Annotated in this window: 11 protein-coding genes and 1 pseudogene; 6 read left to right on the plus strand and 6 right to left on the minus strand. The window is 70.7% G+C overall.

Annotated features, from left to right (window positions below):
• Nucleotides 1-45 precede the first annotated feature (45 nt).
• The 5 genes from ABD056_RS15130 (at nucleotide 46) to ABD056_RS15150 (ending at nucleotide 5,203) form a co-directional block, all read left to right on the plus strand.
• Nucleotides 46-240, plus strand: coding sequence for a DUF2065 domain-containing protein (locus tag ABD056_RS15130; RefSeq protein WP_343867931.1), 195 nt, complete (start codon nucleotides 46-48; stop codon nucleotides 238-240).
• Nucleotides 241-468: 228 nt separating this feature from the next.
• On the plus strand, nucleotides 469-1,965 hold the full coding sequence (locus tag ABD056_RS15135; protein ID WP_343867932.1) for a DegQ family serine endoprotease: 1,497 nt from the start codon (nucleotides 469-471) through the stop codon (nucleotides 1,963-1,965).
• 298 nt (nucleotides 1,966-2,263) lie between these two features.
• The gene (locus ABD056_RS15140) at nucleotides 2,264-2,746 is read left to right on the plus strand and encodes a helix-turn-helix domain-containing protein (RefSeq protein WP_343867934.1); all 483 of its coding nucleotides are present in this window, start codon (nucleotides 2,264-2,266) and stop codon (nucleotides 2,744-2,746) included.
• A 96-nt stretch (nucleotides 2,747-2,842) separates the two neighbouring features.
• Nucleotides 2,843-3,328 carry a DNA polymerase III subunit chi gene (locus ABD056_RS15145; protein WP_343867936.1) on the plus strand — a complete coding sequence of 162 codons (486 nt, stop codon included), beginning with the start codon at nucleotides 2,843-2,845 and terminating at the stop codon, nucleotides 3,326-3,328.
• 120 nt (nucleotides 3,329-3,448) lie between these two features.
• On the plus strand, nucleotides 3,449-5,203 hold the full coding sequence (locus ABD056_RS15150) for a hypothetical protein (protein ID WP_343867938.1): 1,755 nt from the start codon (nucleotides 3,449-3,451) through the stop codon (nucleotides 5,201-5,203).
• On the opposite strand, the gene ABD056_RS15155 is transcribed toward ABD056_RS15150, so the two are convergent.
• On the minus strand, nucleotides 5,173-7,092 hold the full coding sequence (locus tag ABD056_RS15155; RefSeq protein WP_343867940.1) for an ABC-F family ATP-binding cassette domain-containing protein: 1,920 nt from the start codon (nucleotides 7,090-7,092) through the stop codon (nucleotides 5,173-5,175). The two genes, ABD056_RS15150 and ABD056_RS15155, sit on opposite strands and share 31 nt — an antisense overlap.
• 227 nt (nucleotides 7,093-7,319) lie before the next feature.
• On the opposite strand from ABD056_RS15155, the gene ndk reads away from it, so the two are divergent.
• Complete coding sequence (gene ndk / locus ABD056_RS15160) at nucleotides 7,320-7,742, plus strand: nucleoside-diphosphate kinase (protein WP_343867941.1); 423 nt, start codon at nucleotides 7,320-7,322, stop codon at nucleotides 7,740-7,742.
• A 125-nt stretch (nucleotides 7,743-7,867) separates the two neighbouring features.
• On the opposite strand, the gene ligA is transcribed toward ndk, so the two are convergent.
• From ligA to ABD056_RS15185, 5 genes and pseudogenes are all read right to left on the minus strand, one after another.
• Nucleotides 7,868-9,967: an NAD-dependent DNA ligase LigA gene (ligA, locus tag ABD056_RS15165; RefSeq protein WP_343867943.1), complete on the minus strand. Its 2,100-nt coding sequence runs from the start codon at nucleotides 9,965-9,967 to the stop codon at nucleotides 7,868-7,870.
• Nucleotides 9,964-11,637 carry a DNA repair protein RecN gene (gene recN / locus ABD056_RS15170; RefSeq protein WP_343867944.1) on the minus strand — a complete coding sequence of 558 codons (1,674 nt, stop codon included), beginning with the start codon at nucleotides 11,635-11,637 and terminating at the stop codon, nucleotides 9,964-9,966. The genes ligA and recN overlap by 4 nt, the downstream gene beginning before the upstream one ends.
• A gap of 19 nt (nucleotides 11,638-11,656) precedes the next feature.
• The gene (locus tag ABD056_RS15175; RefSeq protein WP_343867946.1) at nucleotides 11,657-12,457 is read right to left on the minus strand and encodes an outer membrane protein assembly factor BamD; all 801 of its coding nucleotides are present in this window, start codon (nucleotides 12,455-12,457) and stop codon (nucleotides 11,657-11,659) included.
• A gap of 214 nt (nucleotides 12,458-12,671) precedes the next feature.
• Nucleotides 12,672-13,670, minus strand: coding sequence for a UDP-3-O-acyl-N-acetylglucosamine deacetylase (gene lpxC, locus ABD056_RS15180; protein ID WP_343867948.1), 999 nt, complete (start codon nucleotides 13,668-13,670; stop codon nucleotides 12,672-12,674).
• Nucleotides 13,671-13,941: 271 nt separating this feature from the next.
• Nucleotides 13,942-14,330 (minus strand): annotated as a pseudogene (locus tag ABD056_RS15185) (hypothetical protein); the annotation flags it as partial.

The following is a 14,330-nucleotide window of genomic DNA, read 5'->3' on the forward strand; positions in this document are numbered from 1 at the left end:
CGCGCCCCTTTTTCCTGCCGGCGCCACGACACGACACGACATCCGATGACCGACCTGCTGACCGCCCTTGCCCTCGCCATCGCCCTGGAAGGCGCCGTCTACGCCCTGTTTCCCGGCCGCATGAAGGCCATGCTGGCGCAGATCCTCACCCTGCCCGACAGCACCCTGCGCGCCGCTGGCGTCGTCGGCTGCGCCCTTGGCGTGGCGGCGGTATGGCTGCTGCGGGCGGGCGGCGGCTGAGGCCGGGGGCACCGGCCACAGGGGCAGGGCGCGGCGGCGGTTTCCGCACTTGCCGCAACGTCCTTTACCTGAAAAGCATAGTGTCTCTGGAACCCGCCCGGTTGCCGTCCTAGATTGGAAGCCATGATTCTTCAGGGTCTGGTGGAGAGCCGGCCTGTCTGCGTCCGCTGTAATGGAGAAGTGTCCGTGAGAGGATCGTTCCGAACCCCCGCGCCGGCTGACCAGCGCATGTCCTCCGGCCGGCGGGGCGCCGGTCGGGCCGCTGCGGTGCGCTGGCTTGCGTCGCTGGTGGTGCTCGTCGCCCTGGCCGTCGGTCACGGCATCGCCCCGGCGGCGGCGCGCGAGGCGCCCGAGTCCTTTGCCGACCTGGCCGAGAAGCTGCTGCCGGCGGTGGTGAACATCTCCACCACCCAGAGCCTGACCGGCGAGCGCGGCCCGCAGATGCCGCAGTTCCCGCCCGGCAGCCCGTTCGAGGACTTCTTCCGCGAGTTCTTCGACCGCCAGCAGGCGCCGTCCATGCCGCGGCGGGCGACCTCCCTCGGGTCCGGCTTCATCATCGCCGCCGACGGCTTCATCGTGACCAACAACCACGTCATCGAGGGCGCCGAGGAAGTCACCGTCATCCTGCAGGACGACACCGCCCTGAAGGCCGAGGTGGTGGGCCGCGACCCCAAGACCGACGTGGCGCTGCTGAAGGTGACCACCGAGCGCGACCTGCCGTTCGTGAAGTTCGGCGACAGCGAGCAGGCCCGCGTCGGCGACTGGGTCATCGCCATCGGCAACCCGTTCGGCCTGGGCGGATCGGTGACGGCGGGCATCATTTCCGCCCGCGCCCGCAACATCAATGCCGGCCCCTACGACAACTTCCTGCAGACCGACGCCTCCATCAACCGCGGCAACTCCGGCGGCCCGCTGTTCAACATGCGGGGCGAGGTGATCGGCGTGAACACCGCCATCTACTCGCCGGCCGGCGGCGGCTCGGTGGGCATCGGCTTTGCCACCCCGTCCAACCTGGCCCGCGCCGTCATCGACGACCTGCGCAAGTACGGCGAGGTGAAGCGCGGCTGGCTTGGCGTGCGCATCCAGACGGTGACCGAGGAAATCGCCGACAGCCTGGGCCTCGACCGCCCGCGCGGCGCCCTGGTGGCCAGCGTGCAGGAGGGCGGCCCGGCGGCCGAAGCCGGCATCCTGGCCGGCGACGTGATCCTCACCTGGGACGGCAACGACATCCGCGAGATGCGCAACCTGCCGAAGGCGGTGGCCGAAACCGAAATCGGCAAGGCCGTGGCGGTGGACGTGTGGCGCGACGGCGCCCGCAAGACCGTGCGCGTCACCGTCGCCGAGCTGGAGGAGGAAGCCGAGACCGCCTTCGCCACCGAGGAGAACGGCGCCCCGCCGGCCGGTCCGGCGGCCGGGGCCGACATCCCCGCCCTCGGCCTGTCGGTGCAGCCGCTGGACGACCAGGCCCGCACCACCTTCCAGATCCCCGAAGACGTCGGCCGTGGCGTCGTGGTGGCCGATCTCAATGCCGATAGTGATGCGGCGCAGAAGGGTATTCGGCCGGGCGATGTGATTGTCGAGGTCAACCAGAAGCAGGTGACCTCAGCCGACGAAATCCGCACCCAGGTGGATGCGGCGCGCAAGGCTGGCCGCAAGTCCGTGCTGCTGATGGTGCAGAGCGAGGCCGGCAGCCGCTTCGTCGCGGTGCGCATCACCGAGGGCTGATCGCCCGCCCATGTCCGACCATGGCAAGGGGCCTTCCGGGAAACCGGGAGGCCCTTTGCAGTTTGGAAATTCTCTCAGGAAGCGACGCAAAACCGCAGGCTGCATGGGCACGGTGCGGCCGGCGGTATGGCGGTACAGCCGCGGGGCGGGTCGGGCGGCATCGTTACACTTCCGTGAAAAGTGAAGTTTTCCCTCCACTTGTGGCGGCGGTGGCAAACGCCGGGCGGGTGTCGGCGGCGGATGGCACGCCGGCTGCTATGTGATGGCTGTCACACCCCCAACCGCCGGAGACACCATCATGTCCAGCCTCACCGCCCGCTCCATCCGTCCGATCGACGCCGCCGCCGACGACAGCGCCCCCGATCCCATCGACGTCAACGTCGGCGTCCGCCTGCGTCTGCGCCGCACCCTGCTCGGCATGACCCAGCAGCAGCTCGGCGATGCCATCGGCGTCACCTTCCAGCAGGTACAGAAGTACGAACGCGGCACCAACCGCATCTCCGCCTCCCGCCTGTATGACATGGCCTGCGTGCTGGGCGTGCCGGTGGCCTTCTTCTTCGAAGACCTGCCGGAAGAGGTGGTGCGCGAGCGCGCCGCCCGTGCCGGTGCCGCCGCCTCCCGCCCCGGCCGCACCCGCCTGGTGCGCCCGGTGGATGCCGGCAGCGACCCGATGACCTCCACCGAGGTGGTGCAGCTGGCCAACGACTACCTCAAGCTGGACCAGCGCCAGCGCAAGGCCCTGCGGGCGTTCCTGGAAGCCACCGCCGGCGCCCCGCGCTGAGCGCGTGACCATCCGGCGGGAGAAGAACGAAGAAAGGGGGCCGCCGCCCGGCGGCCCCACTTTCCGCCCGCCGCCGCCTCGGCTAGACTGCGCCGCATGAGGCGCGTCGATTTCTATCATCTGCTGCAATGGCCGCTGGAACAGGCGCTGCCGCCCCTGCTCGGCAAGGTGCTGGAGAGCGGCCAGCGGGCCGTGGTCCTTACCTCCTCGCGACCGCGGGCCGAGGCCCTGTCGGCGGTGCTGTGGACCTTCCGCCCCGACGGCTGGCTGCCCCACGGCGTGCCCGGCGACGGCTTCGAGGCCGACCAGCCGGTCTGGCTGACCGACAGCGACGACCGCCCCAACGGCGCCGGCATCCTTCTCCTCACCGACGGCATGACCACCGCCCGCATGGACGAGTACGACCGCTGCCTCGACCTGTTCGACGGCCGCGACGACTCGGCGGTGGAGGCCGCCCGCCGGCGCTGGGTCGCCTGCCGGGATGCCGGCTGGGAACTGCACTACTGGCAGCAGACCGAACGCGGCGGCTGGACCGAAAAGGCCAGTGCGAACATCGGCGTCGCCGCCCCCGCCGGCCGCTGAACTGTCGGTCGAACATCTGCGCCTGTTTTTCGCCGGGCTCTGTCGGTAAACAGGACGATACCGCATCCACTTGTCGGGGGACGAGAGGGCGGGTCCAGAACGGACCAGGGGGACAGGGGAATGGGTCGGGCTAAGTTCGAGGTCCAGGTGCAGCGCGACGGCCGCTGGATCGTGGAGGCCGTGGTGGAGGACGAAGGTCCGGCCATCCGCGAGGCCGACAAGATCCTCGCCCGCGCCAACTGTCAGGCGGTGCGGGTGGTGCGCGACCGCCTGGGGCGCGAGACCACCGTTTACGAAAAGGACCGCGGCGGCAGCGCCAATGGCGCCAACGTGGCGGCATCGGCGATCACCGAGGCGGCGGATTGCGCCGACGTCGAAGACCTTTACGCGCTGCCCGCCCGCATGACGGCGGCCAAGGTGCTGCGCCGCTGGCTCGACGCCAACAAGCTGACGCCGCTGGAGACCCTGCACAACTACCGCGCCCTCAGCCGGCTGATGGATTCCGACCCGCAGGTCTACCCCTCGGCGGTGGACCGGGTCGCCACCCTGCAGGCCAAGGCGCGCGGCACCGACGCCCGCCAGCGCCGCGACGAGCTGTACCGGCTGGTCGAGGAAGCCGCCTCCCGCGCCCGCCGGGCGGAGGGGGAAAAGGCGGTGTGGAAGCTCGGCCTCGCCAGCTATGCCAAGCTCTGCCGCACCGCCGAGCAGGTGGCCTGGGTGCCGCAGGACCGCGCCCTGCTGATCCGCAGCGCCGTTGCCCGCGACCTCATCGGCCAGGGGTCGTACCTCGCCAAGCTCGACGTGCTGCTGGCGACGGTGACCCCCGACCTATGCGAGGAAGACTTCGGCATCCTCGACGAGTTCATCGCCGACGTCCTCGGCTCGCCGCAGACCATTCAGGACATCCTGGGCGAGCGGCCCAACCTGTCGGCCGCGCTGGTGGCGCTCATCGACATCATGGAGGGCAAGCCGCCCGCCGGCCGGCGGGAGCCGGAAACGGTGGCGGTGCTGCGCAGCATGATGGCCGAAGGGCGGCTCAAGTCCGCCTGGCTGGTGCTGCGCGACCGGGTGGTCAACGAGGTGTCGGGCGCCCGGCCGCTGTCGCGCAACGACCCGGCCAAGGAGACGGAGGCGTTCCAGGCGCTCGTCACCCGCCTGCTGCGCTTCCCGCGCCTCGGCACCGGGCCGCAGATGGCGGAAGCCCTGACCAGTCGCTGCAGCCGCCAGTTCGCCGAAGGCGGCAAGACCGGCCTGCAACTGGCCATCGGCACCATGGGCGGCATGATCGCCGACCGCTCGCGCCGGGTGCACTACTACCTCGACATGCTGAAGACCGAAAGCGGTCGCCAGTGCCTGCCGATGCTGGGCCAGGCCATCCAGATGACGGTGATGGAGGCGGCGGACATCCACGCCTTCGTCCGCGTCGACGAAAGCGCCCACGAGAAGCTGGCCGCCATCGGCACCCTGCAGCGGGCGCTGCGCGGCACGGCGCTGCCGCCGCAGCTGCGCGATGCCCTGGTGGACCGGCTGGATACGCTGGTGGCGCGCTATCTGGTGCAGGAACGGGTGATCGAGCGCCTGGACGACCCTACCGACTCCCTGCGCATCCGCGCCAAGCGGCTGGTGCATTTCGTCGCCTCCGGCCTGCTCATCGAGGGCAAGGCCATGGCGCTGGCCCGCTCCCGCGTGGTCGAGCACCTGAAGCGGCCGAACTTCATCGAGGACTTCACCGCCGACATCAAGGACCCGACCCACAAGGAAACCGCCGTCCGCGACTTCTGGCTGATGCTGACGACGGCGGGCTTCGGCGGGACCGGGGGCAAGGGCGGCGGCGGCGGCGATGCTCAGCCGGCCGCCGCCATCGCCTCTTCGTAGGCTTCCTGGGCTTCGATCCAGGCCAGTTCGGTTTCCTCGATGGCCTTGGACAGTTCGCCCAGTTCCTTCTGCAGGGCCGCCACCTTGTCGCCGGGGCCGTCGTAGAGCTTGGGGTCGGCCAGCCTGGCCTCGACGCCGGCGCGGCGGGCGGTCAGGTCTTCCAGCTTCTTCTCGGCCGCCTGCGCCTGCTTCTTCAGGGGCGCCGCCTTCTGCCGCAGTTCGGCGGCGAGGCGGCGGTCCTCCTTGCGGGCGGCGGCGGACTGGGCCGGCGCCTCGGCGTCGGCGCGCGCTTCCGCCTTGGCCTCGCGGCGGGCATCGCGGGCGCGGTCGAGCAGCAGCTTGCGGTAGTCCTGCATGTCGCCGTCAAACGGCATCACCCGCCCGTCGGCCACCAGCCACAGGCGGTCGGCCACCAGTTCCACCAGATGCGGGTCGTGGGAGATGATGACCACCGCCCCGTCGAAGGTGTTCAGGGCCTCGATCAGGGCGTCGCGGGTGTCGATGTCCAGGTGGTTGGTGGGTTCGTCCAGCACCAGGATGTGCGGCGCGTCGTGGGTCATGAGGGCGATGAGCAGACGCGCCTTCTCGCCGCCCGACAGCTGCTCCACCCGGTTGTCGGCCAGGTCGGCGCCGAAGCCGAAGCGGCCGAGGTGGGCGCGCACCTTGGCGTCGGCCACCCCCGGCATCAGCTTCGCCATGTGCTGGAACGGCGTGCCCTGGGGGTTCAGTTCCTCGGTCTGGTGCTGGGCGAAGTAGCCGACGCGCAGCTTGGGGCTGGCCTTCATCTCCCCGTCCATCAGCGCCAGGCGGCCGGTGATGATCTTCGCCAGCGTCGACTTGCCGTTGCCGTTGGCGCCGAGCAGGGCGATGCGGTCGTCCATGTCGATGCGGAACGACAGCCGCGACAGCACCGGGCGGCCGTCGTAGCCGGCCTTGCCGGCCTCCACCTGGATCAGCGGCGGCGCCAGTTCGTCGGGCTGGGGGAAGTCGAACGACACCCCGCGATCCTCGACGATGGGCACCACCGGCTCCATCTTCTCCAGCATCTTCAGGCGGCTCTGGGCCTGGCGGGCCTTGGTGGCCTTGGCGCGGAAGCGGTCGACGAAGGACTGCAGGTGGGCGCGGCGGGCTTCCTGCTTCACCGCCGCCTTCTCGCGCAGTTCCATCATCTCGCGCCGCTGGCGGGCGAAGTCGTCATAGCCGCCCTGGTAGGAAACCAGCTTGCCCTTGTCCAGGTGGACGATGCGCTGGCACACCTTGTTCAGCAGGTCGCGGTCGTGGCTGACGATGATGAGCGTGCCGGGGTAGACCGCCAGGTAGTTCTCCAGCCAGATGGTGGCTTCGAGGTCCAGGTGGTTGGTCGGTTCGTCCAGCAGCAGCAGGTCGGGGCGGGCGAACAGGGCGGCGGCCAGCGCCACGCGCATGCGCCAGCCGCCGGAGAAGTCGCCCACCGGCCGCTCCTGTGCCTCCGCCGTGAAGCCGAGGCCGGCCAGGATGCTGGCGGCGCGGGCGGGGGCGGAGTGGGCGTCGATGGCGTTCAGCCGCTCGTGGATCTCGGCGATGCGGTGGGCGTCGGCGGCGGCCTCGGCGGCGGGCAGCTCCGCCAGCAGGCGGTCGCGTTCCAGGTCGGCGGCCAGCACGCAGTCGACCAGCGTGCGGTCGCCGGCCGGCGCTTCCTGCGCCACCCGGCCGACGCTGGCGCGCGGGCGCACGGTGATGTCGCCGGCATCCGGGGCGATCTCCCCGAGGATGAGCTTGAGCAGGGTCGACTTGCCGGTGCCGTTGCGGCCCACCAGACCCACCCGCGCCCCGGCGGGGATGTGGGCGGTGGCGCCGTCGAGCAGGACTCGGCCGCCGATGCGATAGACGAGGTCGTTGACGTGCAGCATGGACCGCTTCCTACCATACCTCGACGCCGCCGGAAACGGCCACGTCCGGCCCGGCCGGAAGGCGTAATGGTTTGGCGGTTGTCAGGGGCTGGCGCGTTCTGTATAACCGCGCACCGTTTGCGGCCGGTGCAAAGACCGTGTATGGAGTCTGTCGCGAACGGCCGCGTCGCGACCGCGACCCGCCACAGCCCGGCCGCTGGCCGCACAACAAACGCAGGGATACCGTAATGGCTATCGAACGCACCCTCTCGATCATCAAGCCCGACGCCACCCGTCGCAACCTGACCGGCAAGATCAACGCCCGTTTCGAAGAAAACGGCCTGCGCATCGTTGCCCAGAAGCGTCTGCAGCTGACCCAGGCCCAGGCCGAAGGCTTCTACGACGTGCACCGCGAGCGCTCCTTCTTCGGCGAGCTGGTCTCCTTCATGATCTCCGGCCCGGTGGTGGTGCAGGTGCTTGAGGGCGAGAACGCGGTGGCCCGCAACCGCGAGATCATGGGCGCCACCAACCCGGCCAACGCCGCCGAGGGCACCATCCGCAAGGACTTCGCCGAGAGCATCGAAGCGAACTCCGTCCACGGCTCCGACAGCCTGGAAAACGCCGCTCGCGAAATCTCGTTCTTCTTCGCGCAGACCGAGATCGCTGGCTGACACTCCGCGGCCTTCGGGCCGCGCGCGTGACCGGATGAACCGGCGCCTCCCACAGGGGGCGCCGGTTTTTCTTTGGGCAGGAGTGCGGAAGGAGAGGAGGGGAGGGCGCGGGAGTGCCGCCGCCCTCAGCCGCCGATGAGGGTGAGGAACTCGGCTTCGGTCATGGTGGCGACGCCCAGGTCCTGGGCCTGCTTCAGCTTCGATCCGGCGCCGGGGCCGGCGACCACCAGGTCGGTCTTCTTCGACACCGACCCGGCCACCTTCGCCCCCAGCGCCTGGGCGCGCGCCTTGGCCTCGCCGCGGCTCATGGTTTCCAGCGTGCCGGTGAAGACGACGGTCTTGTCCTTGATCGGGCTGTCGCTCGCCACCTGCTGCTCGAACGGCAGCACGCTCACCCCGGCCGCCTTCAGGTCCTCCAGCACGTCGATGTTGTGCTGTTCGGTGAAGAAGCCGGTGAGGTCGTCGGCCATGCTCTCGCCGATGCCCTCGATGCCGAGCAGTTCCTTGTGGGCGTCGCTGTCCTTGTCGGCGGCGGCGCGCATGGCGTCGGTCAGGGTGTCGAGGTCGCGGTAGACGCGCGCCAGCAGCCGGGCCGTCGCCTGGCCGACCTGCGGAATGCCGAGCGCGTGGATGAAGCGGTCGAGGCCGATCTGCCGGCGGGCGTCGATGGCGTCGAACAGGTTCTGGGCCGACTTCTCGCCGATGCGCGGCAGGCTGCTGATGCGCTTCTGCCCCGGCGTTTCCAGGTCGCGCAGGCGGAAGATGTCGGCCGGCGCCTTCAGGAAGCCCCGCTCGTGGAACAGTTCGATCTGCTTCGCCCCCAGCCCTTCGATATCGAAGGCGTCGCGGGAAACGAAGTGCTTCAGGCGCTCCACCACCTGGGCCGCGCACACCAGACCGCCGGTGCAGCGCCGCGCCACGGCGCCCTCCTCGCGGTTGACCTGGCTGCCGCACACCGGGCAGACCTCCGGGAACTCGTACTCCGCCGCCCCGCGCGGCTGGCTTTCCACCACGCCGAGGATCTGCGGGATGACGTCGCCGGCGCGCTGGACGATGACGGTGTCGCCCACCCGCACGCCCTTGCGCCTGATCTCGTCCTCGTTGTGCAGGGTGGCGCGGCTGACCACCACGCCGCCGACGGTGACCGGCGCCAAATGGGCGACCGGGGTCAGCACGCCGGTGCGGCCGACCTGGATCTCGATCTTCTCCAGCACCGTATGGGCCTGCTCGGCCGGGAACTTGTGGGCGATGGCCCAGCGCGGGCTGCGGCTGACGAAGCCGAGGCGCTTCTGCAGGTCGATACGGTTGACCTTGTAGACCACGCCGTCGATGTCGTAGGGCAGGCTCGGCCGCTGCTCGAAGACGGTGCGGTAGAGGTCCATCACCTCCTCCACCGACCGGCACAGGCGGGCCAGCGGGTTGGTGGGCAGGCCCCAGGCGTGCAACTGCTGCAGATAGTCCCAGTGGGTGGTCGCCTCGTAGCCCACCACCTCGCCCCAGGAATAGGCGAACAGCGACAGCGGCCGCGACCGGGTGATCTCCGGGTCCTTCTGGCGCAGGCTGCCGGCGGCGGCGTTGCGCGGGTTGGCGAAGATCTTGCCGCCCGCCGCCTCCTGCCGCTCGTTCAGCGCGAAGAAGGCGTCGCGGCTCATGTAGACCTCGCCGCGCACCTCCAGCACCGCCGGGGCGTCGCCGTTCAGGCGCTCCGGCAACTCGGCGACGGTGCGCAGGTTGGCGGTGATGTCCTCGCCCTCCTGACCGTCGCCGCGCGTGGCGCCCTGGACGAAGACGCCATTCTCGTAGCGGGCGCTGAACGACAGGCCGTCGATCTTGGGCTCGGCGACGATCTCAAGCGGTGCATCCTCGCCCAGCGACAGGAACCGCCGGATGCTGCCGACGAAATCGCGCACGTCCTCTTCGGAAAAGGCGTTGTCGAGCGACAGCATGGGCACCCGGTGGCGCACCTTGGCGAAGCCGGCGGCCGGCGCGGCGCCGACCGAGCGCGAGGGGCTGTCGTCGCGCATCAGTTCCGGGAAGCGGAACTCGATGGCGCTGTTGCGGCGCTTCAGCGCGTCGTAGGCGGCGTCGGAAATGGCCGGCGCGTCCTCGGCGTGATAGCGGCGGTCGTGCTCGGCCAGTTCGGCGGCGAGCGCGGCCAGTTCCTCGGCCGCCTCCTGGGCGGTGAGGTCGGCCGGGTCCTTGCTGCGGAGGGTGCTGTCGGTCATGCGGCTGTCGTGTTCAGAAGACTGTCGGCGGCGGCGCGCGCCTCGTCGGTAATACGCTCGCCGGCCAGCATGCGGGCGACTTCCTCGCGCCGGGCGGCGGCGTCCAGGCGCTCCACGGTGGTGGTGACGCGGCCGTCGGCCTCCCGCTTGGAGACGCGGTAGTGGTGGGCGCCGCGGGCCGCCACCTGCGGGCTGTGGGTGACCACCAGCACCTGCAGCCCCTGGGCCAGCCGGCCGAGGCGGTCCCCGACGGCGGCGGCGGTGGCGCCGCCGATGCCGGCGTCGACCTCGTCGAACACCAGGGTCGGCACCGGGCCGATGCTCGCCAGCACCACCTTGAGCGCCAGGGTGAAGCGCGACAACTCACCGCCCGAGGCGATCTTGGCGATGGGGCCGGGCGGTGCGCCGGGGTTGGTGGCGACCTCGAAGGCGATGCGGTCGAGGCCGTCGGCGCTCCAGCCGTCCTCGGGCAGTTCCTCCACCCGCGTGATGAAGGTGGCCTTGTCGAGCTTGAGCGGCGCCAGTTCGGTCTTCACCGCCGCATCCAGGGTGCCGGCGGCGGCGGCGCGGGCCTTGTGCAGGGCGCGGGCGGCTTCGACGTAGGTCTGGCGGGCGGCCTGCTCGGCGCGGATCAGGCGGGCGATGTCGGCACCGCCGCCCTCCAGCGCCGCCAGACGCTTCTCCAGCCGCGCCTGCACCTCGGCCAGCCCGTCGGCATCGACGCCGTGCTTGCGGGCCAGCGCCCGCAGGTCGAACAGGCGTTCCTCCACCTGTTCCAGGTGGCGGGGATCGAGGTCGATCTCGGCGGCGGCCCGTTCCAACAGGTTGAGGGCTTCCGACGCCTCGATGGCGGCGCGGTCGAGGGCGTCGAGGATGGGCTGCGCCACCGCCTCCGCCTTGTCGAGGATGCGTTCCAGCGACCGCTGGGCGGTGCGGAAGGCGGCCTCCACGTCGGCGGCCTGGGTGACGGCGGCCAGCGCGCCGTTGAGGCCTTCGGCGATCTGCTCGCCGTGCATCAGCTGGCTGCGGCGGGCGGCAAGCTCGGCTTCCTCGCCAGCCTTGGGGCTGAGGGCCCGCAGCTCCTCGACGGCATGGCGGAGGGCTTCTTCCTCCTGCCGGTCCTTCTCCAGGTCTGCTTCCGCCTGGGCGCGCTCGGCGGCGGCATCGCGCCACGCCTTCCAGGCGGTGCGCACGGCGGCGGCCTGGGGCTCCAGGGCGGCGTAGGCATCCAGCACGCCCATGTGGGTGGCGGGGTTGAGCAGGCCGTGGGTGTCGAACTGGCCGTGGATCTCCACCAGCGTGTCGCCCAGCCGCCGCAGCAGCCCGACGGAAGCCGGCTGATCGTCCACGAAGGCGCGTGAGCGGCCGTCGCGACTGACGATGCGGCGCACCGTCAGCACGTCCTCGCCGCCATCCAGGCCCTGTTCCTTCAGCAGGGCGCGGGCCGGGTGGTCGGGCGCGAGGTCGAACACGGCGGTCACCGAGGCCTGATCGGCGCCGTGGCGCACCAGGCCGCTGTCGGCGCGATCACCGAGGGCGAGGCCGAGACTGTCCAGCAGGATCGACTTGCCGGCGCCGGTCTCGCCGGTGAGCACGCCCAGCCCGCCCTCGAAGTGGAGGTCCAGGCGGTCGATCAGGACGACGTCGCGGATCGACAGGCTGACAAGCATGATGGCTCCCGCGCAGGGCCTACCACAGGGACGGCAGGCTCGGCAGCCAGCCGCGGGAACGGGCGGTATCGGTCACCGGCTGTCCGCCCTGGGCGACCGAATAGGCGTCTTCATACCACTCGCTGCCCGGATAGTTGTGGCCGAGCACGGCGGCGGTCTTCATCGCCTCTTCCTGCATGCCGAGCAGGGAATAGGCCTCCACCATGCGGTAGAGCGCTTCCGGCACGTGGCTGGTGGTCTGGAAGCCGTCCACCACCGCCTTGAAGCGGTTGATGGCGGCCAGATACTGCTTCTGCCGCAGGTAGTAACGGCCGACGTCCATTTCCTTGCCGGCCATGTGGTCGACGGTCAGGTCCAGCTTCAGCTTGGCATCGCGGGCGTATTCGCTGGTGGGGAAGCGGTTGACCACCTCCTGCAGCGCATCGTGGGCGAGGCGGGTCATCTTCTGGTCGCGCGCCACCGAACTGACCTGCTCGTAATAGCACAGCGCCTTCAGATAGTAGGCGTAGGGCACGTCCGGGTTGCCGGGGTGCAGCTGGATGAAGCGGTCAAGGGCGATGATGGCGTCGTCGTAGTCTTCCGCCTCGTAGTAGGAATAGGCGGCCATGAGCTGCGCCCGCGTCGCCCACGACGAATAGGGGTGCTGGCGCTCCACCTCGTCGAAGGCCTTGGCGGCGGCCTTGTAGTTGCCGCTGCCCACTTCCGACATGGCGATGTTGTAGAGTTCCTCCACCGGCCGCTCGACATAGGGCTCGGGGTCGCTGCCGGAGCAGGCGGCCAGCGCGGCGACCACGGCGGCGGCGACGACGGTACGGCGCATCCAACGGAGGCCGGCGGCGGAAGGGCTGAACTCGACGGTCATCTCGGCTCGCTACTGTTCGCAGGCTGTTCGGCAGCGCGGCACTATACCGCACTGGCGGCGGAGGTGTCAGCAGGGAGTGTGGGGCGCGGGCAACAGTCCGCGTTTCCCGCCGCGAAACGTGCAAAGGGCGGCCCGAAGGCCGCCCTCTGGCAGGGATGTGGGGGCGGGCGCCTCAGGCGCTCAGCCGCTCCAGGGCACGCCCGGCGGGCGCCGGGGCCGCCGACTGGGCGGCCGGCATGGGCTCCAGCGTCCAGGCGGTGGTATCGGCGAACAGGGCGCGCAGCAGCTTGTTGTTGTGGGCGTGGCTGGACCGCACGCCGTCGAAGCGGCCGATGATGGGGTAGCCGGCCAGCGCCAGGTCGCCCACGGCGTCGAGGATCTTGTGGCGGACGAACTCGTTGCTGAAGCGCAGGCCGTCCTCGTTGAGGATCTGGTCGTCGTTGACCACCACCGCGTTGTCCAGCGACCCACCGAGGCCGAGGCCGGCGGCGCGCATCTTCGGAATGTCTTCCAGCATGCCGAAGGTACGGGCGCGGGCGATGTCCTGCTTGAAGGTCGCCGGCGTCACCAGATAGGCATCGCGCTGGCGGCCGATGGCGCGGGCGGCGAAGTCGATCTCGAAGTCGATGGTCAGGCCGCCACGGCCCGGCGCCAGCGAGGCGACGGTCTGGTCGTTGCGGACAGAAACGGCGCGGCGGATGCGGATGGCCTTGCGCACCGCTTCCTGCTCCACCGTGCCGGCGCATTCGATGAGGAACACGAAGGGCGCCGCAGAGCCGTCCATGATCGGCACTTCGCCGCCGTTCAGCTCCACCACCACGTTGTCGAGGCCGCAGCCGGCCAGGGCGGCCATCAGGTGCTCGATGGTGGCGACGGTGACGCCATCGGCGTTGGCGATGACGGTGCACAGGCGGCTGTCGGCGACCGCGTTCCACAGCGCCGGAATCTCGGCGCGGCGGCCGGCGATGTCGGTGCGGCGGAAGATGATGCCGGTGTCGGGGGCGGCCGGCAGCAGGGTCATGGTGACCTTCTGGCCCGAGTGCAGGGCAGTGCCGGTGCAGGAGATGGCGCTCTTCAGCGTCCGCTGGCGGGCATGGGCAACGCCGCGGCTGTCGTCGCGGGCCGGCGCCGTCCAGGTGGACATGTCGTCACGAGCGGTCTCGTCAAACATTCTCTCTTCCCTTCGGCAGGCACGCCCTCACTCGCTGGCCGGCATGATCGTGTGCCGGGATGGGGAGGCGGCGGGCCCTGCTCCGTTCTGGGTTCTTGACGCTGCTGTTCTAACGCCCGGGCTCGCAACTGCACAAATCAATCATTGTTGCAGAATGTTACGGGCAAGCGTGGAGATGGCGCCGGAGGAAAAAGGATCGGCCCGCCGTTGCGGGCGGGCCGACAAGTTTGGTTCAGACGTCCGGCAGAGGCTGCCGGGGGCGCCGGTCAGGTCAGTTGGCCTGACGGCGCAGGAAAGCCGGGATCTCCAGCTCATCGTCGTCCTGCGACGAGGTCTGGACCCGGTCATCGGGGTCGACGTTCAGGCGCATCTGGTCGGCGGCCGTGGCGCGCGGCTGCGGCGCCTGGGGATGGCCGACCGGGGCGGCGGTGCGCACTTCCGGTTCCTGGTGCGGCGCCGCGGTGCCGGTGGTGCGGCGGGCGAGGCCGGTCATGCGGGCGAGCAGGCCCTGGGCCAGGGTGCGGTGCTCTTCCGGCTCGGCGGCCATCGGCGCGGCGGCCTGCGGGCGCGGCTGCACCGCCGCCTGCAGCGGCTGCGGACGCGGCGGCGCGGTCACCGGGCGGTGGAGGGCCGGCTGCGGCGCCGGGGCGGCGTGCTGCG

It is taken from the genome of Caenispirillum bisanense (genome assembly GCF_039523075.1).
Taxonomy (GTDB): Bacteria; Pseudomonadota; Alphaproteobacteria; order Rhodospirillales; family Rhodospirillaceae; genus Caenispirillum; species Caenispirillum bisanense.